19 protein-coding genes and 1 tRNA gene are annotated in these 18,082 nt (G+C 68.2%); 12 read left to right on the top strand and 8 right to left on the bottom strand.

What is annotated here, in order from left to right:
* Positions 1 to 19 precede the first annotated feature (19 nt).
* Positions 20 to 274, top strand: coding sequence for a 30S ribosomal protein S18 (gene rpsR / locus ABLE94_RS18850; RefSeq protein WP_348809504.1), 255 nt, complete (start codon positions 20 to 22; stop codon positions 272 to 274).
* A gap of 25 nt (positions 275 to 299) precedes the next feature.
* Here rpsR and ABLE94_RS18845 read toward each other — a convergent pair whose 3' ends face one another.
* Entirely contained in the window at positions 300 to 2,090 is a 1,791-nt protein-coding gene (locus ABLE94_RS18845; protein ID WP_348809503.1) for a cation:proton antiporter, read from the bottom strand.
* A gap of 211 nt (positions 2,091 to 2,301) precedes the next feature.
* On the opposite strand from ABLE94_RS18845, the gene ABLE94_RS18840 reads away from it, so the two are divergent.
* The 3 genes from ABLE94_RS18840 to ABLE94_RS18830 all read left to right on the top strand — a co-directional run bounded on the left by ABLE94_RS18840 (position 2,302) and on the right by ABLE94_RS18830 (position 5,842).
* Entirely contained in the window at positions 2,302 to 3,303 is a 1,002-nt protein-coding gene (locus tag ABLE94_RS18840; protein ID WP_348809502.1) for an AurF N-oxygenase family protein, read from the top strand.
* 60 nt (positions 3,304 to 3,363) lie between these two features.
* Complete coding sequence (locus tag ABLE94_RS18835) at positions 3,364 to 4,890, top strand: 4Fe-4S binding protein (RefSeq protein WP_348809501.1); 1,527 nt, start codon at positions 3,364 to 3,366, stop codon at positions 4,888 to 4,890.
* A 130-nt stretch (positions 4,891 to 5,020) separates the two neighbouring features.
* Positions 5,021 to 5,842 (top strand): maleylpyruvate isomerase N-terminal domain-containing protein, encoded by an 822-nt coding sequence (locus ABLE94_RS18830; protein ID WP_348809500.1) that lies wholly within the window; start codon positions 5,021 to 5,023, stop codon positions 5,840 to 5,842.
* A 4-nt stretch (positions 5,843 to 5,846) separates the two neighbouring features.
* Here the strand turns inward: ABLE94_RS18830 and ABLE94_RS18825 are convergent, their stop codons facing one another.
* Complete coding sequence (locus tag ABLE94_RS18825; protein ID WP_348809499.1) at positions 5,847 to 6,431, bottom strand: helix-turn-helix domain-containing protein; 585 nt, start codon at positions 6,429 to 6,431, stop codon at positions 5,847 to 5,849.
* 19 nt (positions 6,432 to 6,450) lie between these two features.
* Here ABLE94_RS18825 and ABLE94_RS18820 point away from each other — a divergent pair, with 19 nt between their 5' ends.
* Positions 6,451 to 7,218 carry an AzlC family ABC transporter permease gene (locus tag ABLE94_RS18820; protein ID WP_348809498.1) on the top strand — a complete coding sequence of 256 codons (768 nt, stop codon included), beginning with the start codon at positions 6,451 to 6,453 and terminating at the stop codon, positions 7,216 to 7,218.
* Positions 7,215 to 7,538: an AzlD domain-containing protein gene (locus tag ABLE94_RS18815; RefSeq protein WP_348809497.1), complete on the top strand. Its 324-nt coding sequence runs from the start codon at positions 7,215 to 7,217 to the stop codon at positions 7,536 to 7,538. The genes ABLE94_RS18820 and ABLE94_RS18815 overlap by 4 nt, the downstream gene beginning before the upstream one ends.
* Before the next feature lie 16 nt (positions 7,539 to 7,554).
* Here ABLE94_RS18815 and ABLE94_RS18810 read toward each other — a convergent pair whose 3' ends face one another.
* The 3 genes from ABLE94_RS18810 to ABLE94_RS18800 all read right to left on the bottom strand — a co-directional run bounded on the left by ABLE94_RS18810 (position 7,555) and on the right by ABLE94_RS18800 (position 9,604).
* Complete coding sequence (locus ABLE94_RS18810) at positions 7,555 to 8,505, bottom strand: esterase/lipase family protein (protein WP_348809496.1); 951 nt, start codon at positions 8,503 to 8,505, stop codon at positions 7,555 to 7,557.
* Between the two features lie 87 nt (positions 8,506 to 8,592).
* Positions 8,593 to 8,910: a diguanylate cyclase domain-containing protein gene (locus ABLE94_RS18805; RefSeq protein ID WP_348809558.1), complete on the bottom strand. Its 318-nt coding sequence runs from the start codon at positions 8,908 to 8,910 to the stop codon at positions 8,593 to 8,595.
* Positions 8,879 to 9,604, bottom strand: a complete 726-nt coding sequence (locus tag ABLE94_RS18800) for a GGDEF domain-containing protein (RefSeq protein WP_348809495.1) — start codon at positions 9,602 to 9,604, stop codon at positions 8,879 to 8,881. Before ABLE94_RS18800 ends, ABLE94_RS18805 begins: the two co-directional genes overlap by 32 nt.
* Positions 9,605 to 9,878: 274 nt before the next feature.
* Between ABLE94_RS18800 and ABLE94_RS18795 the strand changes: the two genes are divergently transcribed.
* The 4 genes from ABLE94_RS18795 (at position 9,879) to ABLE94_RS18780 (ending at position 13,571) form a co-directional block, all read left to right on the top strand.
* Positions 9,879 to 11,669: a hypothetical protein gene (locus ABLE94_RS18795; RefSeq protein WP_348809494.1), complete on the top strand. Its 1,791-nt coding sequence runs from the start codon at positions 9,879 to 9,881 to the stop codon at positions 11,667 to 11,669.
* A 61-nt stretch (positions 11,670 to 11,730) separates the two neighbouring features.
* Positions 11,731 to 11,988, top strand: coding sequence for a hypothetical protein (locus ABLE94_RS18790; protein ID WP_348802986.1), 258 nt, complete (start codon positions 11,731 to 11,733; stop codon positions 11,986 to 11,988).
* Positions 11,985 to 12,383 (top strand): PIN domain-containing protein, encoded by a 399-nt coding sequence (locus tag ABLE94_RS18785; protein WP_348809493.1) that lies wholly within the window; start codon positions 11,985 to 11,987, stop codon positions 12,381 to 12,383. The genes ABLE94_RS18790 and ABLE94_RS18785 overlap by 4 nt, the downstream gene beginning before the upstream one ends.
* Before the next feature lie 363 nt (positions 12,384 to 12,746).
* Entirely contained in the window at positions 12,747 to 13,571 is an 825-nt protein-coding gene (locus ABLE94_RS18780; RefSeq protein WP_348802988.1) for a formate/nitrite transporter family protein, read from the top strand.
* 246 nt (positions 13,572 to 13,817) lie between these two features.
* Here ABLE94_RS18780 and ABLE94_RS18775 read toward each other — a convergent pair.
* Positions 13,818 to 13,890 (bottom strand) — tRNA-Ala (locus ABLE94_RS18775).
* 106 nt (positions 13,891 to 13,996) lie between these two features.
* Here ABLE94_RS18775 and ABLE94_RS18770 point away from each other — a divergent pair.
* Positions 13,997 to 14,776: a hypothetical protein gene (locus ABLE94_RS18770; protein WP_348809492.1), complete on the top strand. Its 780-nt coding sequence runs from the start codon at positions 13,997 to 13,999 to the stop codon at positions 14,774 to 14,776.
* On the opposite strand, the gene ABLE94_RS18765 is transcribed toward ABLE94_RS18770, so the two are convergent.
* Both ABLE94_RS18765 and ABLE94_RS18760 read right to left on the bottom strand, forming a co-directional pair.
* Complete coding sequence (locus tag ABLE94_RS18765; RefSeq protein WP_348802990.1) at positions 14,733 to 16,025, bottom strand: SepX/GlpR family protein; 1,293 nt, start codon at positions 16,023 to 16,025, stop codon at positions 14,733 to 14,735. The two genes, ABLE94_RS18770 and ABLE94_RS18765, sit on opposite strands and share 44 nt — an antisense overlap.
* 134 nt (positions 16,026 to 16,159) lie before the next feature.
* Entirely contained in the window at positions 16,160 to 16,810 is a 651-nt protein-coding gene (locus ABLE94_RS18760; RefSeq protein ID WP_348809491.1) for an SIMPL domain-containing protein, read from the bottom strand.
* Here ABLE94_RS18760 and ABLE94_RS18755 point away from each other — a divergent pair.
* Complete coding sequence (locus ABLE94_RS18755) at positions 16,809 to 17,693, top strand: hypothetical protein (protein ID WP_348809490.1); 885 nt, start codon at positions 16,809 to 16,811, stop codon at positions 17,691 to 17,693. The two genes, ABLE94_RS18760 and ABLE94_RS18755, sit on opposite strands and share 2 nt — an antisense overlap.
* The last annotated feature ends 389 nt before the right edge of the window (positions 17,694 to 18,082 follow it).

The following is an 18,082-nucleotide window of genomic DNA, read 5'->3' as shown; positions in this document are numbered from 1 at the left end:
TCTGACACCGAGGAAGATCATGCCCAAACCAGCACGACGTCGTTCGCGCGAACTCGCCACACCCGCCCGCCCACGCAACCGGCTGCGGGCGCTCAAGGCCGCCGACGGCGGCCCGGTCACGGTGGACTACAAGGACGTCGCAACCCTGCGCCACTTCATCTCCGATCGCGGGCGCATCCGGTCGCGACGGGTCACCGGCCTGACCCCACAACACCAACGGCAGGTGGCCACCGCCATCCGCAACGCGCGCGAGATGGCGCTGCTCCCGTACTGACGGACCGCCTCACCGAAGGACGGCGTCAGCCCGCCTGGATGTCGAGGCTGATCTCCTCGGCGTCGAGCTGACTCAGCATGCGCGACAACGCCTCCGACGAGTAGCTGCCCTCGCTGCGCAGGCGCAGCAGGCGGCGTCGTTGGGCGGCGATGATCTCGCGGCGGACCACCCGCATCTGTACCCGTTCGGACTGGCTGAGGCCGCTCGTCACGCCGGATCCGGGTCCGTCCTCGGAGTTCTCGGCCTCCCGGGTCGCCTGCTCGATACGGTCACGCATCCACGGGATCGCCCGGATCTTCTCCGACTCGGTCATCGCCTTCTGCATGGCCTCGTCCATCTCACGGCGGAGCCGGACCCGCTCGGCCCGATCGTCGGCGGTGGTGTCGGGCAGTCGGAGCGTGCGGATCAGCCAGCCGAGGGTGCCGCCCTGGATCAACAGTGACGCGGCCGCGACGACGAAGGCCGTCAGCACCAGCAACGAGCGGGCCGGGGTGTCGGTGGGCAGGGTCTGCGCGGCGGCCACCGTGACGACGCCACGCAGGCCCGCCCACACCATGATGACGCCCTCCTTGGGGCCGACCGGGGTGTCGTCGTAGTAATCGATGTCGGCCAGCGCCCGGGTGACGCGGGCGTTGATCCGCCCCGCGGTCTCCGGGGACACGTAGGACAGGTCGGCGAGGTCGGGGTCCTTGTGGCGCCGGAACCGGGCCCGCCAACGCCACCTCGAGAGCCGACGGCTCACCACCCCCTCCCCGTCCGGTGGGGAGGTCGGCGACGGTGTCGCGGTGAAACCCTCCAGCACCGGCCGGATTCGGTCGCCGCGGCGGCGTCGTCGTTCCAGCCACCACACCGTGGGCACGACATAGATCGCCCGGATCACCAGCGCCACACCGAGAGCCGCCAGACCGAGCCAGATCGCGTGGGTGACACCGGTGTGCTCCTGCTGCACATCGCGCATCAGCGCGAACAGTTCCAGCCCCATCAGGAAGAACACGCCGCCCTCGGCGAGCATCTCGACCATCCGCCAGTTCTGGGTGTCGGAGATGCGGTGGCTCGGCGTCAGGAATCGGGCCGCGCCGGCGCCGGTGATCAGGCCCGCGGTCACCGCGGCGACGAGCCCGGACGCACCGAGCTGTTCGGCGGGCAGATAGGCCAGATACGGCACGGTGAACGAGATGGCCGTGTTGACCGCGGGATCGTTGACCCGGGCCCGGACGCGCAGGTTGAGCGCCCCCACGAGGGCACCGATCGTCACCGCCACGACGACCGCCCAGACGAAGTTGACGACGACCCCGCCGAAGGAGATCGTCGTCGCGATCGCCGCGACGGCCGCCCGCAGCAGCACCAGGGCGGTCGCGTCGTTGAGCATGCTCTCGCCCTCGAGCACCGCGGTGACCCGCGAGGGCACCCCGAGTTTCTTGGCGATCGAGGTGGCCACCGCGTCGGTGGGGCTGACGATGGTGCCCAGCGCGATGCCGGTGGCGATGCCGATCTCGGGCACCACGGCCCAGAAGAAGAGGCCGAGCAGAACCGAGCTGATCAGGACCAGCACCACCGACAACGCGCTGATCGCGCCGAAGTCACGGCGGAACTCCATCGCGGGCATCTGTACCGCCGCCGAGTACAGCAGCGGCGGCAGCACGCCCACGAGAATCCATTCGGGGTCCAGATGCACCTCGGGAACGATCGGCAGGATGCCGATGACCGCGCCGATCACCACCAGCGCCAGCGCGGACGGGACCCGCACCCGGGGGCTGATCTCGATGACGGCGACGATGAGCAGGATGGCGCCGACGACGATCAGGATCTTGTCCATGGGTCACATGTTCTCTCGGATGGTCGCGCCGCGGCCACCGGGTGCGGTGTCGTCCGAACCCGAGAACATGAGGACACCTTCCACACCTGCGACTGTGCCATTGACTGTTGACACACAGGTCGGCTTCCGCCTACCGTCGTGACAACGTTTGTTGTCGAATCGCTGCGGCCGTCACCCACCTGCGCCGCCATCGAAAACAGGAGCATCAGCCATGACCGACGTACTGCGCTACGTGCCCGAGCACGACAAGGCCACCACCGACGGCGACTACCAGCAGGTCCTCGAGGATCTGTCGGCCGCGTCGGTGCACCGTAACTTCGATCCGTACCTCGACATCGACTGGGACGCACCCGAGATGGCGGTCGTCCCCCACGACCGACGCTGGATCCTGTCCTACGACGTCGACCCCATCGGGCGCAGTGCCTGGTATCAGGCGCAGCCGGAGGACACCCAGATCGCCATCGGCATGTGGCGTCAGGCCAACGTCGCCAAGGTGGGTCTGCAGTTCGAGTCGATCCTGATCCGCGGACTCATGCAATACAGCTTCAAGCTCGACAACGGCGACAAGCAGTTCCGCTACACCACGCACGAATCCAAGGAGGAGTGCAACCACACCCTGATGTTCCAGGAGCTGGTCAACCGCATCGGGATGGACGTTCCCGGCGCGAACAAGTTCTACCGCCGCATCTCGATGTTCGTGCCGCTGGCCTCGACGATCTTCCCGACTGTCTTCTTCTTCGGCGTGCTCGGTGGCGAGGAGCCGATCGATCACCTGCAGAAGGACTTCCTGCGCACCACCGACGATCTGCATCCGGCGATGTCGGCGGTGATGCAGCTGCACGTCGCCGAGGAGGCCCGCCACATCTCCTTCGCGCACCATCACCTGCGGGAGACCGTGCCGCAGAAGGGGCCGGTCCAGCGGTTCATCCTGTCGCTGATGCTGCCGCTGACGATGCGCATCCTGCTCGGGGCGATCATGGTGCCGCCGCGTTCCTTCCGCCGCGAATTCGACATCCCCGATTCGGTGATGCGCGACATCTTCTGGCGTTCAAAGGAATCCAAGCGAGTCCGGCGCAATGTCTTCGGTGACGTCCGGATGCTCGGCGATCAGTGCGGGCTGATGAATCCGGTCTCGCGGGTGCTGTGGCGTGCGTTGGGCATCTCCGGCCGGTCGTCGCGGTTCCGCAGCGAGCCGATCTACACCGCTCCCTGAGGCGCGACCGCCGCCCCTACTGCCGACGATCCACCGACTGCGAAGAAACACACCTCCCTCATGCCTCACGTCGTCACACAGGCCTGCTGCGGGGACGCGTCCTGCGTCTACGCCTGCCCGGTGAACTGCATCCATCCCACCCCGGACGAGCCCGATTTCGGCATCGCCGAGATGCTCTACATCGATCCGAACACCTGCGTCGACTGCGGCGCCTGCGTGACCGCGTGCCCGGTCGGCGCGATCAGCGCCGGACACCGCCTCACCGAGGGGCAGGAACGGTTCATCGACATCAACGCGAGCATGTACGGCATGACCCGTTCGGGGGCCGCCGGACCCGACATCGGGCTCACCGAGGCCCGCTTTCCGGTCGATCCGGGTCGTCGGCTGCCGCTGGCCCCCATCGCCCATCCCGACGCCCTCGACGTCGACGGCGCGGTGTCGGTCGGCATCGTCGGCTCCGGGCCGTCGGCGATGTACGCCGCCGACGATCTGCTGCGCTATCCGCAGGTGAGCGTCACCATGTACGAACGCCTCGACCGCCCGTTCGGACTGTCCCGGTTCGGGGTCGCCCCCGACCATCAGTCCACCCGCTCGGTGATGCGGCTGTTCGACGACATCGCCCGCAACCCGCGCCTGGAGATCCAGCTCAACACCGAGGTGGGGCGCGACGTCACCCTCGATGAACTGCGCCGACGCCACACCGCGGTGATCTGGGCCGGCGGTGCGCCGACCGACAAACCCCTGCCGATCGACGGCGCGGACGCCGACGGCGTCACCAGTGCCACCTCGTTCGTCGGCTGGTACAACGATCACCCGGATTTCGCCGACCTCGACGTCGACCTGTCGGATCGCGAGGTCGTCGTGATCGGCACCGGCAACGTCGCCCTCGACGTGGCGCGCATCCTGGTGCGTGACCCCGACGATCTGGCCGGCACCTCGATCTCGGCGACCGCGCTCTCCGCGCTGCGCGCGTCCGGGGTCCGGCGGGTCACCGTCCTCGGCCGCCGCGGCGCCGAACATGCGGCGTTCACGTTGCCCGAGCTGGTCGGTCTCGTGGACGGCGGCATCCCGGTCACCGTCGACGCGCAGGATCTGCCGTCGCCGGGGTCGACGACCGATCCGACGGCACGGACCAAACTCGAGGTGCTCGCCGAGATCGCCGCCCGGCCGGTACCGTCCGGACCGCACATCCGGTTCGCCTTCGGCCGTGCACCGCGTGAGATCACGGTGATCGACGGTCGGGCACGTGGGGTCGTCGTCGACCGGCCGGACGGCTCCCAGGAACTCCTGGAGGCGGGTCTGGTCCTCACCTCGATCGGCTATCGCGGCCGTCCGGTCCCCGGCCTGCCGTTCGACGCCGACCGCGGCGTCATCCCGCACGACGCCGGGCGGGTTCGCGACGAGTCGGGTCCGGTTCCGGGGATGTATGTGACCGGCTGGATCAAACGCGGACCGTCCGGATTCATCGGCACCAACAAGACCGATTCCGGCGAGACGGTGGCCTCCCTCGTCGACGATCTGGAATCCGGTCGTCTGCCGGTCCGGGCCTCGTCGCGGCGCTCGTTGCTGCGCGTCGGACGACGCTGATCGGCCCGCCGGGTCGCCTCCCCTGCCCCCGGCATCACCCCGATCACAATTCAGACTCAGGTCTGGTTTCCACCGGTGCGATTTGGGCCGGGCACGAGTAACGTTCAGGCGCGATGAGGGGATGCGCCTGATGAGCGAGACGATTTCTCGCTTCGACTACATCGATGCGGCACGCGGTCTCGGCAGCCAGTTCGCCGAGATGGTGCGTGACGTCGATTCCCCGGATGTGCGTGTGGAATCGCATCGCAACTGGTCGTTGGCCGACTGCGTCGGGCACATCGCGTGCGAACCGGGCAGGTACCTCGATCTCGCCCACGGCGACGACGAATGGCCACGCCACCCGCGGGAACTCGCCGACATCTATGCCAAACAGATCGCGAACCTGACGACCCGGGACACCGGGACGCTCGCCGAGCAGTTCCTCTCCGATCTCGATGAACTCCTCGACACCGTCGGACACTTCGGCGCCCGGGTGCCGATGATGCTGATGGATGGGCGTCGGCTCGTCCGCTCCGACACCGCGCTCGGCATTCTGATCGGCGAGATCGCCGTGCGTGGCCGGGACATCGCGCGAGTCCTCGGGGCGCGCTGGACGATCGACCCGTCGATCGCCCCCCTGGTCACCCGCGGCGGTCATCAACTGTTGCGCCCGTGGGCCGACGATCATCTGTGCGGCGGCCACACGGCCACCTACCAGGTCCGCATCCGTGGCACCCACGAGCGCATCGTCTACGAATTCACCGACGGCTACCTCGACATCGATCCGGCCGAGCCGCGTCGGCCCGACGTGATCATCAGCGTCGATCCGGTGTCGGTGGTCCTGGCCGCCCACGGCCGGTTCTCGGCGATGCCGGCGGTGCTGGGTGGACGCGCGGTCTGCTGGGGTTCGCGCCCGTGGCTGGCCTTCGGCCTCAACCGCAGACTCGCCGCGGCACGCTGCCACACCTGCTGACGCCCTACATCGCCTCGCTGATCATGACCGCGACCGTGCCCGGTTCGCGTGCGTCGAAGATGTGCGCGACGTCGCCGGGGTAGCAGATGTAGTCGCCGGGACCGATCTCGACCGGCTCGTCCTGCGGGCCGACGAGCGCGCGCCCCGCGCTGAGCACCACGTGTTCGACGACGCCCCGTGCGTGCGGTTCGGATCGGCGCGGGGCACCCGGTTCGGCCCGGATCAGGTACAGGTCGCGGCGCGAGCCGGGCGGCGCCGCCGACAGCAGGGTGGTGAGGTAATCGGCGTCGGCGGCGGCGATCACCGGGCCCTGACCCGCGCGGATCACCTCGACCCGACGTTCCGGCGCGTCGAGCAGCGCCGAGAACTGGATACCCAGCGCGGTACTGAGCGCCCACATCGTCTCCACGCTCGGATTACCCTCACCCGACTCGAGCTGCGACAACGTCGACTTGCCGACCCCGGCCAGCCGCGCGAGTTCCCCCAGCGACAGCCCGGCGCGGGCCCGTTCACGCTTGATGCCCGCGGCAACGAGCTTCTTGGGGTCCGGTTCATCGAACGATCGTCCCTCTTGACGAACATTGACCATAAGGTTCATCATAGCGGCCATGCGTTCATCAGACAGAACGAATGCCGACCGGTGGCGTCCGTGGCGTGCCCTCGACGCGCCCACCGTGCGTGCCGTCGCGGTGATGTGCCTGTCGGTGATGGTGATCGGGATGTCCTACGGGGTGTCCGGTCACGGCGCCGGCCTGACCTGGTGGCAGCTGACGATCATCGCGACCGTCGTGCTCGCCGGGTCGTCGGAGTTCGTGTTCGTGGCCGTCCTGGCCGCCGGGGGCGCACCACTTCTCGGCGCGGCGGCCGGGTTGCTCGTCAACACCCGCAACCTCGGATACGGCCTGGCGGTGGGTCGGCACCTCGATCGGGGCGTGCCGATGCTGCTCGGCGCGCATCTCATCAACGACGAGACCGCCGCCCTGGCCACCGCGGAGTCCGATCGACGACGCGGGCAGGCCGTCTTCTTCCTGTGCGGCACAGGCATTTTGGTGTGCTGGCCGGCCGGCGCGGCACTCGGGTCGGTGATCGGCGACGCGGTTGCCCGACCCGAATCCCTCGGACTCGACGCCGCGTTCCCGGCGTTGTTGGCGGCGTTGGCGATTCCCGCGTTACGTGATCGCGCGGTCGTCGGCGCCGCCGCCATCGGGGGTGCGGCCGCACTGGCCGCCACGCCGTTCGTGCCGGCCGGCGTCCCCGTCCTCATCGCCCTGGTCGGCGTCGTCGCCACGGTGCGCTACCGGATTCACGACGATCCGGAAAACCTCTCGGCTGCAGATGATCTCGACCAGGAAGCCCCGATGGAGGTGCCGCGATGAGCCACTCGGTGGCCCTGACCGTCGGCGTGGCGGTCCTCGCCGTGGGCACCTACCTGCTGCGCATCGCCGGACCCGCGTTGCGGAGTCGGGTGCGGGTCTCCCCCGCCGCGGCCGCACTGCTCGATCGTGCGGCGGTGGTGCTGCTGGTGGCCGTCGCTCTCACCGGGGCGATCTACAGCGGCCACGACGTCGCCGGCTGGGCCCGACCGACCGGTGTGGCCGTGGGAGTGCTTGCCGCACTGTGCAAGGCACCGATCGTCGTGGTCGTCGTGCTCGCCGCCGCCACCGCCGCCGGGTTACGGGCGATCGGGGTGGCGTGAACGCAGACCGGCTGCGTCAGAACGCACTTCCGGTGATCGGCGCGGCCCGGTCACAGGGAACCGGACGAGGATGCGCCGGATCCAGGGCGTTGAGAACGAAATACGCGCCGCGCCGCGATCCGGCCAGACCGGCGTGCTCGGTGTAGTCGACCGGGCATCCGTCCTGCACGACGATGTTGTGTACGTTGGCGCCGCCGGGTAGCTGTCCCGAGGTGTAGGGCACCACCAGTTCGTCGTAGCGGGTGGAGATGTTGGTGTAGGCGATGTTCGGCAGGTAGATCCCGCCCTCGCGCAACTTCGTCATGAACGGCGACGCCGCGTCGAACTGCCCGCAGGCGTTGCAGATCGGGAATCCGTCGGCCGGCACACCCAGTTGCCGGGCGACCGGCAGGATCAGATCGGTTCCGGCCAGCGTGGTCCCGTTCCACAGCGGCGCGAGCGAGACGTACTTGTCGATCTCGTCTTGTCCACCAAGGTATTTCGCGTAGTAGTCCGGGATCAGCGTGCCCTGTGAGTGGCCGACGATGTCCACCTTCTGCGCCCCGGTCGCGTCCAGCACCCGAGAGATGAATCGTCCCAACTCTGCTGCGCCGTCCTGCATCGGAGCCATGCCGCCGATCGCGGTGAACGGGAACGGCAGCCCGTCGATGGTGCCGTAGGTCAACGCGAAGACGCAGTAGCCCTCGTTCTTCAACAGCGGCACATACGTTCCCCAGTTGGTCTGTTGCGCCCCACCCGTACCATGCACCAGCACAACGGGATTGGGATGCTGCGCGGATGGCGTGCAGGTGAAGTCGTTGGACCCGGGCAGCGATCCGCCGGGATGGGCGAGCTCCGACGGGATGCCGCCGAGAAAGTTGTAGGACACCGGAAGCGCCGCCCGCGCGATACCCCCACCCGGTCCGAGCGCACACACCACGGCGGCGACGATGACGGAAACGGCGACGACGATGCCCCTCGACCTCATACCGCCAACCTAACAAGTGCTTGGTCGAGTTGTGGGCGAACGAGCCGACCGGCGGATCTCGTCGGTGCCGGATCCCGACGGTGCGGATCAGAACCCCGGATTGGACCGTTTCAGGGACAGCATCGTCAGGTCCGATTCGACGATGAGCGATTCGAGGGTTCCGGAATACCCCGGCTCGTGATGCACCCACCCGACCGTCACCGGGCGGCCGATCACCCGCAGTCGCTGCTCGAGTCGGGTTTGCAGGGCGCGGACGGTGGCGGCATCGTCGGCGGCCATCAGTACCGCGAACTCGTCGCCGCCGATACGTGCGGCCACGTCCCCGTTGTCGAGCACCCAGTGCAGCGCTTCACCGACCGCGGTGATCGTCACGTCACCGGCCGCATGCCCCTGCGAGTCGTTGATCTGTTTCAGTCCGTCGATGTCGACAAAGGCGAGCAGCAGGTGCCGGGCCGCGGTGTTCGGCGTCGTTCAGATATCGGCCCCCGCGTTCGATGAATCCGCGACGGTTGAGCAGATCGGTCATGTCGTCGGTCACGGCCATCTGCCGGATGGTCTCGTTGGCATCACGCAGGCGGCGTTCGGTGCGTCGCCAGGTGACGGCGATGATCACCGCGAGCAGGTCGGCCTTGAGCAACTGCATGGCGACCGTGCCGACCGTCGCCGTCTGCGGATATCGGATCGCGCACAGCACGGCGATCACGTTGAGTATCAGGATCAGCGCGGCGGCGACACGCGGATAGGGCACGAGGGCACCGATACCCACGATCACCAGCAGCGTCCCCACCGACGGATAGGCGATTCCCGTGCAGAAGATGTACACCACGGGGTTCGCACCCACCACGAGAGAGGTCAACGCCACCGCCCAGACCGCGTTGCGCGGGGTGATGATGTTCGGCCACCGCCACAGAACCAGCGTGACCACACCGAGAACACCCGCGGTGGCCAGCGCAAACAGCGACGCGGGGACGGCGCCGCGGGTGTGATCGACCGACAGTTGGCTCAGCCCGACGGCGAGAAAGAGCAGTGCACCGACCAACACCGTGATGACAAGTCGGTCATCGACGAGCGCATCGTCGTTCCGAGCGGTCCCCTGCACAACAATCCTCGCCCGTGGTCCTGCAATCCTCGGCCTACTCGTGAATCTCACGTAGCTCTTTACCCCCGTGTACATGATGCAGTCAGTTAAGGGGCCGGGCAAACGTGCACGCCTCGGCTGCCCGTCTGTCCGGTCACATCTCAGCGATATTGCACAACCGGACACACACCGGACGTCCACCGAGTTCACTGGGGGTCGAGTTCACTGAGTTTCGTCCGACGTCGATCCCGGACCGTCGTGACACACGCCACCGAGGAACGGAGCACCCGTGTCCATGACCGTGCCGACTTCCCGGCGGTCGCCTCGACGAGTCGCGGTGATCGTCGCATCGGTGTGTCTGAACGGCATCCTCGCGGCATGGACGATCGACCTCGCCCCGATCGCCGAGCCCACCGCGGCGTCCGGCGGCGGCTCCCTGGTCCTCGCCGCGGCGGCCGACGAGTCGCCGGGGTCCGCGACGTCGTCGACGGTTCCGCTCGCCGGCGAGGGCACATGGGTCTACCGCAACGGTCAACGCTCGTTGTCCATCGATCTCGGCTGCACCGGCACCTGCACCGGGCCGAACGGTGAGGTACGCATCCGGGTCGGGACCCATCGCGACGCCGACGCCGGATGGCTGTTCGGCAACACCGGCACCGAACGTTCGGTGGTCTACGCGCCCGCCGGTGCCGTGGTGTCGGCGGCGCCCGCGGACTACACACTGCGGCCGATCGCCACCGGATCGGGTACGCGGTACACGCTGTCCCGTGATTCCGAGTTCGACTCCCCCAGCGCTGACGACGCGCAACCGGTCACGTATGCGGCGGCCGCCGACAGCACGACCGGCGCCGCCACCACCGCGGACGCCCGGCCGATGTTCGGCGACGGCGGTTGGCTCTACGGCAACGGCCGCGACGCCCTGGTCCTCGACCCGAGTTGCACCAGCATGTGCATCGGCGAGGACGGCGGAATCCTCGGCGGCAACGGCGGCGACGGCGCCTACGGCGGGGCCGGCGGCAGCGCCTGGATGACCGGTGACGGCGGGGCGGGCGGCGACGGTGTCGACGCAGTCTACGACCCGCAATCCGGGCTGTTGATCTCCGCGGCGCTCGCGGGTGGCGTCGGCGGTGACGGTGGCCTGTTCAGCGGCAGCGGCGGGAACGGCGGCAACGGCGGTTCGGACCTCAACACCGGGACCGGCGATGCCATCGGCGGCAACGGCGGTCGCGGCGGAACCAGCGGATTGTTCGGCGGCAATCCGGGTGCCGGTGGTGACGGCGGCGACGCCTCCGCGGTCACCGGAGATGCCGTCGCCGGCAACGGCGGCGACAGCGGACCGCGTGTCTCGGACCTCAACCCGGCGGGCAGCACTCTGGGCGGTGGTGCGGGAGGTGACGCGACGACGGTGAACGGCAACGCGATCGGCGGCAGCGGCGGCTTCGGCGGGAACGGCAAGTGGAACACCGCCGGGCCGGGCGGCGCCGGTGGTGCCGCCACCGTCACCGGAACCGGTGATGCCACCGGCGGCAATGGCGGCGCGGGTGGAAACGTCTTCGCCGGGACCTCCAACAGCGGCGGCGACGGTGGTGATGCCACCACCCAGAATGGTTCTGCGACAGGCGGAAACGGCGGCGAGGGCGGCCACACCGTCAGCCAGGGCAACGCGGGTGTGCAGGGCGGAAATGGCGGAAACGCCAGTGGCACAGCAACAGTCACCGGCGGCGACGGTGGCGATGGCGGCATCGGCGGCGGGATGCTCAGCGGTGACGGCGGGAACGGCGGCGACGGTGGCAACGCGTCCGGCGGAACCACGGCCACCGGCGGCAACGGCGGTGACGGCGGATATGGCGGGTTCATCGGCACCGGCACGGGCGGCAGCGGCGGCGATGGCGGCTCGGCGGCGTCGACCGGTGGCGTCACGACCGGAGGCAACGGCGGCAACGGTGCCGAGTCGGGACTCGTCGGTTGGACGGGTGGCCATGGCGGCAACGGCGGTTCGGCATCGGGCGGCACCGCGACCCCGGGATCAGACGGGGCCGGCGGCGCCGGGGGAATCGGTGGCGCGGCGGGAGTCGGCGGGTCATGAGTGCGGGGGACGTGGCCACCGATCACCTCGCGTAGCACGGATTCAGCGCTACACTGATCACGTGGCAAACCTCACCATCACCGTCGACGATGACACGCTCAAGCGAGCACGCATTCGCGCCATCGAACGTGGGGAGTCAGTAAATCAGTTTCTCGCGCAACGCCTGACCGAGTACGCGGGCGAGGACGAAGCGCGCTTGCGGCGCCAACGCGCGGCCGACGACTTCGTCGAACTGTCACGCGAGCTCAGTGGCAGCACGGGCGGCAGAGGCTGGATACGCGAGGAACTGTACGACCACACAACCGAGGCCGATCAGTGACCGTCTTCCTCGACACCAATCTCCTCGCTTATCAGTTCGACGACGGCCTCCCAGAAAAGCAATCCCGTGCGCGGGAGGTCTTCGTCGCGCGTGCCGGGGACGCGGTGATCAGCACCCAAGTCCTGATCGAGTTGCATTCGGTTCTGACACGCAAGCTCGGGCGCAGCCGTGCCGACGCCGCTCGCGTCCTCGACGCACTACCTCTCGACGTGATCGCCGCCGACGCAGAACTTGTCCGCCTGGCCGCTCATACGGCGGCGCGACACGAACTGTCCATTTTCGATGCAATGATTCTCGAGGCAGCAGCCCGCGCATGCTGCGACGAACTCTGGACCGAAGACCTCACGCATGGAAGCACTCTCCGCGGAGTTCGTGTCGTCAACCCCTTGCTCTGACGGATCGGCGACACGCCCTTGCCGCTCAGCACAATTCGACGCGACATCGAACGCCTGGCGCACAAGGCAGCGCGATCACGACCAATGAGTCGACCACGAGGGTCGTCACCGTCGGTTTCGATCCTCGAGAATCTCGTCGAGGGCGACCGGGGGCGGTTCTACTCGCCGACGTGATGATCACGTTCCACGCGTGGTGCGCGGACGCAGTTGACGGAATGAAGGCCTCAACGACGGCCTACTTCCGGCGATCCGCCCCCGGCGCCTTCTACGATCGACCTGTGACGCCCGACAGGAATTGCCGGCGACGACAAGACAACCGGCAGCGACGACACTGCAGTCTCGGGTGCCGACAGGTAGGCAACCATGAGTGACGATGCACAGCGCCGACAGATCGGCCCCAACGACGGACCGGTCGAGGATGAACTCGAGCGCAGCTTTGAAGCGGTGGTCACCGAGGGTGCCGAACGCCTGCATCGCACCGCACGCGCAGTCCTCGTCACCGGCTTGTTCGGCGGGATCGAGGTGTCGGTCGGCATCATGGCCATGCTGGCCGTGCTCCACGAGACCGGAAATCACCTTCTCGCCGGCGTGGCGTTCGCCATCGGACTCATCGCCATCTACCTCGCACACAGCGAATTGTTCACCGAAGACTTCCTGATGCCGATCGCGGCAGTCGTGTCGCGGGACGGCAGGCTGCGTGACCTCGGCAAGCTGTGGATCGGCACCCTGGCGGCCAATCTGGTCGGCGGCGCGATCATGATGTGGATCGTGACCCGCGCGTTTCCCGAGTGGAGCGCGACGCTGGCCGAGTCGGCCGAGCACTTCGTCCACGCGCCCCTCAACCTGCAATCCATCTGCCTGGCGGTGCTCGGCGGGAGCACGATGACCCTGCTGACGCGGATGCAACAGGGCACCGATTCGCCCGTCGCCCGGATAGTGGCGTGCGTCGGTGCCGCGTTCCTGCTCGCCGGTCTTCAACTGTTCCACTCGGTCCTCGACTCGCTACTGATCTTCGGCGGCATCTTCTCGGGTGCCGACGTCGGCATCGTCGATTGGCTCCAATGGTTCTGGTACGCAGTGCTGTTCAACATCGTCGGTGGAGTCGTGCTCGTGACATCGCTGCGGCTCCTGCGGACCAAGGAACTGGTCGAAGAGGAGCGCGAGCACGGCAAGTACAGCCGCGGATGAGCACGATCGTGGCGAGGCGGATGGTGATGACCGGGACCTGGGCCCCGCTCGTTGGGACTGGTCGAAGAGGAGCCGAACGACTCCGAGCCGGTCGACGAAGTACTGGCCGACGACTTCGGACGTTGATCCTTGTCGATACCGGTGTGCTGGTCGCGAGTGAACCCGGTGCGGGACCACTGCGTACCGGGGACACCCTCCGACAACAAAACCCAGGCCGGAAAGTGTCCTGACCTGGGTTTTCTGGAGTGGAGCTAAGGGGAATCGAACCCCTGACCTACTCGATGCGAACGAGTCGCGCTACCAACTGCGCCATAGCCCCGTGCCGGTCTCGCGACCAGCCTCAGACACTCTAGCAGCACGCGGCACAGTCCTCACAAACAGCTGGTCACGGCACTGCCGCCGACCCGTTCGCTACGCTCGCGGACGTGGCCTCCATGACCGACGAACAACTCGCGACAGCACTGGACAAGGCGATCGGCGTCATCGATCCGCTCCTGGATCTGCTCGCCGAACGCGACCCGCTGCGCCTCAAGGAACACACCTTCGCCGAAGACCCCGATCCCCACGGGCCGATCGCCAGGGTGCAACACGCGCTGGCCATCGCGTTGGACGTCGCCGACTGGCCCGGCACCCAGGGCTGGACACAACTGTCCATGAACGAGCGTGCCGACTGGTGGATCAGCCGCATCGGCGCGATCAACACCATCGCGCTCGCCTACCCCGGCGTCTTCGGTGCGTGGGTGAAGTTCCTACCGATCGCCACCCCGCTCGGATTCGCCAATCAGGCGATCGTGCTGGTCGCCATCGCCCGGGAGTACGGGGTCACCGACCGCGCCTGGCAGACACGGCTTCTCGCGTCGGTGCTGTGCGGCCGCGACCTTCCCGATGAGGCCCTGCCGTCGGCGGTGTCACCGGTGGGACCCGATTCGGCTCCCCGCCACGGTCGATCACCGATCCGGATGCTCTGGCACACCGGACAGATCCTCCGCAAGGTCGACGACGAGATGGGTCATCGACCGCAACCGCGTCGACCCTTCTCGACATTGTCGTGGGTTCCGCTGATCGGCGCCCCGTCACTGTATGTCGGTGAGCGCCTTGCCCTGTGCCGTGCGGTGAAGGCCGGGCGCACGTGGATTGCCGAGCACCCGGAGTCGATCGACGTCAGCCCGCCGCAGCCTGCCGGAAGTCCGGGTCTTCTCGCATGACCCGACGCCGCTGGAACGGCGGCAGATGATCGAATACCGGGTCCTCGTCGTCGATCTCGAGGACCACCGCACCGCCGGGACGTCGTAGGCGTGCCGGGGCGGGGGTCGCGGCGAACTCCGGTGTCTGCTCCTCACGACGCCGACGCTCGTCGTCCTCGCGGGCCGCGCGACGGGCCCGGGCGATGCGCTGAGCCCGAATCTGCTGCTCCGCCTTCACCGTTCGACGCAGATAGAACATGTAGGCCAGGAACATGACGCCGGTGACGCCGGTGGCGACCCAGCCGTACAGGCCGAACACCACACCGCTCACGATGGCGGCGATGACGAGCACCAGCAGCGTGAGGGTGACCCGCTGACGTTCCTTGTACCGCAGGGCATCTCCCTGCGTGTCGATCGAGTATGCGGCGCGTCGACGAGACTTCCTGTCCGGCTTCGCCTCTGGGGCGGGCTCGTCGGTTGCCCGGTCCGTCTTCTTGGCGGCCGGCCGGACCTCCACCTCGTCGAGGTCGTCGTGCGGATCGTCGAGGTCGACGTCGTCGTCGGCGTACTCATCCTCGAGATCGTCGTCATACTCGGCGTCATCCTCGTAGTCGCCGTCATCCTCGTACTCGTCGTCGGCGTACTCGTCGTCGAGATCGTCGTCGTACTCGTCGTCTTCGTAGTCGTCGTAGTCGTCGTACTCATCGTCGGCGTCGTATTCGTCGTCGGCCGCAACGAGATCGATCTCCTCGATGTCCACCTCGACGACGTCGATCTCGACGCGTGTCACCGTGACCGCGGCGGGTGCGTCGGTGTCGGCCGCCGTCGCCGCCTCGGTCTCGACCTCGCCGGTGAGGACGTCACTCTCGGCGTCCTCGTCGGTGTCGGAATCCTGTTCTGCGGCTGCCTCGGTGGCGTCGGCGGTCGCGTCATCGGTGACGTCGTCGGCCGTCGCCGCACTGTCGGTGGCGGTCGCATCGTCGACGGTCTCATCGATGATGTCCTCGTCGGAATCGTCGTCGGCGTCCAACACGGCGGTGGCCGACCGGCGGCTCGACACGCGCTCGGACTTCCACGACGGGTCATGCGGATGTGCGCCCGACGCCCGACGCCGGGCGGTACGGGTGCGGGTGCCACCGCGGTGCAGCAGGCGAGTCGCCTTGGCCGCGTCGGTGGACTTCTTCATCTGCGGGCGGCCCTTGATGACCATCGGAACCAGCACGAAGAGCCACACTGCGACGAGGCAGACCCATAAGACGGAGGTGGGCATGGCTCTCCCTTTCTGTCACTCTGGTTACACGAGGCCACTCCACAATCTAGGGTCATCCGACGTCGACGCTGCGCAGACGCGCCGACGCACACCGAGATTGAGGAGATTCTCAGGTGCGCCCAGCGGTCGCGGCGTCATTCGGCCACGAATCGGGCATCCACGGCGACCGTCATCTCGATGTCGCCGGGCCTCAGATCCAGTTGCGGGCCGGAGTCCATCGGAGCGCCGGCCAGGACCATCCCCCGGGGCGTCGGCGTCGGCCCGGAGAGCATGTCGTGGTCGGCGAGTTGGGTGGCCACCACCGGTCCCCGCCCCACCGCGTCGGCGTAGGCCTGCGCCTTGGCCACCGCATCGTCGACGGCCAGCCGCCGCAGTTCCACCTGATGCCGACGCCGGCTGTCCTCCCCGAGCGCCCAGCGCACACCACCGACATCCACACCGGGCTCCACCGCCCATCGATCCACGAAGCGGCCCAGTTCGTCGAAGTCGACGAAGGTCGCGTCCACGCCGATGTCGGTCGAGTACACCGGATCCTGCAGCTGCCCGTCCCGGTTGTAGGGGCGGTGGGAACTCACCCACACACTCTGGGAGGTCCACTCCCGCACCGCCGATCGTTCGGCGAGTTCGCCCACCGCGGCGGTCACCCGGGCATGCACCTCGACGGCCTGCCGGTACACCGCCTCCCGCTGCCCACCGGAGATGTTCACCGCCACGCGCACTCGCGCCAGCTCCGGCTCGTACACCTCGCGCGCATTACCCCGGACCACGATCTCCAACGACGACATGGCCACACGCTACGGCACCGCCACCGCCGATCGGGCACGATGGAGCGACGAGGTCGCGGCCCGACGCACAGGAGTCCCCACCATGGCACATCGCTCATCGCACCGCAGTATCGGTGAATACCGGCTGCCCACAACGGCTCTCATCGCGGCGACGGTCGTCGTCGGAATCTGCGCCTTTGCCGTGCCCGCCGCGATGGTGGCCGGTGGTGATCTCGCGCCGGGCCGCGCGGCCGCGTCGACGACCACCGCCGTCGCCGAGTACTGGCACTCCGGCCAGTCCGCGCCCACCCCGGAGCTGGCACACATGGTGGCCCAGTGGCAGCACTTCCACGCGGCGAAAGCCGTTCTCGCCGTGGCACTTCTCGCGCTGTCGCTGATGCTGTCGGTTCGTCTGTACCGTCGGTGGCGGTCGCACAGCCCATCCCGGTGGTCGGCCGTCGGCGCCGGCGGGGCGGCGCTGACCGCATCACTGGCAACGGTGGTGCTGGTCGCCAACATCCAGGGGACGCTGGCCCCGCTGTCATCGGTGCTGTCCTTCCTGCCCAGCGGCAATGGCGCGGTCCGGCCGGTCGGTGACGCCCTCGGCGGGTATCCGGCCTCCGGTGACGCGCATCCCGCCCTGACCGTCCTCGTCGACGACTTCGCCCGCTATCACGTCGTCGTGGCGGTCGCCGCCGCGCTGCTGACCGTCGTGCTCCTGGCCGTCGGGGCATACCTCATTCGCCGGTCGAGCACGGCATCCCGGTCATCGCGGCTGCGCCGCACCGCCGCCGTCACCGCCTGCCTGCTCGGCGCAGCGGCATGGGGACTGCTGAGCGCGGCGAACCTGAGTTCGGCACTACACCCGGCCGCGGCGCTGACGGGTTTCTTCGTCGGCGGATGAGCGCTGCCGGACCGACGAGCGTCGAGTGGGCGCCCCTTCGCGTCGAGTGTGCGCAGTCGCATGGCCGTGAGATCGGCAGGCGTGCCCAAAGAGGCAACCCGGACGCACACTCGACGAAAAAGCACACCCACTCGACGAGAAACGGCGCCCACTCGACGAGAATCGGCGCCCACTCGACGCGAAAGGGCGCCCACTCGACGGAAAACGGCGCCCACTCGACGGAAAAGGGCGCCCACTCGACGGAGATGAGGCCGACACCGTCAGATCCGTTGTATGCCAATCTGGGTGTGAGTCACTTCCGAGGAGGAGGTTCACAACATGAGTATTAGTGCTGGTTACACGATCGCTGAGATCACAGCCTATGTCCGGGAGTATCTGGAGTTGCCGCG

It is taken from the genome of Gordonia sp. VNK1, assembly GCF_040049135.1.
GTDB classification, from domain to species: domain Bacteria; phylum Actinomycetota; class Actinomycetes; order Mycobacteriales; family Mycobacteriaceae; genus Gordonia; species Gordonia oleivorans.
Note: the sequence above shows the minus strand (reverse complement) of the source record. Positions and strands in the feature narration are given on the sequence as shown.

Bases quoted from the DNA above. Each gene is read 5' to 3' on its own strand.
- rpsR (WP_348809504.1), top strand. From the start codon at position 20: ATGCCCAAACCAGCACGACGTCGTTCGCGCGAACTCGCCACACCCGCC.
- ABLE94_RS18845 (WP_348809503.1), bottom strand. From the start codon at position 2,090: ATGGACAAGATCCTGATCGTCGTCGGCGCCATCCTGCTCATCGTCGCC.
- ABLE94_RS18840 (WP_348809502.1), top strand. From the start codon at position 2,302: ATGACCGACGTACTGCGCTACGTGCCCGAGCACGACAAGGCCACCACC.
- ABLE94_RS18835 (WP_348809501.1), top strand. From the start codon at position 3,364: ATGCCTCACGTCGTCACACAGGCCTGCTGCGGGGACGCGTCCTGCGTC.
- ABLE94_RS18830 (WP_348809500.1), top strand. From the start codon at position 5,021: ATGAGCGAGACGATTTCTCGCTTCGACTACATCGATGCGGCACGCGGT.
- ABLE94_RS18825 (WP_348809499.1), bottom strand. From the start codon at position 6,431: ATGGTCAATGTTCGTCAAGAGGGACGATCGTTCGATGAACCGGACCCC.
- ABLE94_RS18820 (WP_348809498.1), top strand. From the start codon at position 6,451: ATGCGTTCATCAGACAGAACGAATGCCGACCGGTGGCGTCCGTGGCGT.
- ABLE94_RS18815 (WP_348809497.1), top strand. From the start codon at position 7,215: ATGAGCCACTCGGTGGCCCTGACCGTCGGCGTGGCGGTCCTCGCCGTG.
- ABLE94_RS18810 (WP_348809496.1), bottom strand. From the start codon at position 8,505: ATGAGGTCGAGGGGCATCGTCGTCGCCGTTTCCGTCATCGTCGCCGCC.
- ABLE94_RS18795 (WP_348809494.1), top strand. From the start codon at position 9,879: ATGACCGTGCCGACTTCCCGGCGGTCGCCTCGACGAGTCGCGGTGATC.
- ABLE94_RS18780 (WP_348802988.1), top strand. From the start codon at position 12,747: ATGAGTGACGATGCACAGCGCCGACAGATCGGCCCCAACGACGGACCG.
- ABLE94_RS18765 (WP_348802990.1), bottom strand. From the start codon at position 16,025: ATGCCCACCTCCGTCTTATGGGTCTGCCTCGTCGCAGTGTGGCTCTTC.
- ABLE94_RS18755 (WP_348809490.1), top strand. From the start codon at position 16,809: ATGGCCACACGCTACGGCACCGCCACCGCCGATCGGGCACGATGGAGC.
- ABLE94_RS18760 (WP_348809491.1), bottom strand. From the start codon at position 16,810: ATGTCGTCGTTGGAGATCGTGGTCCGGGGTAATGCGCGCGAGGTGTAC.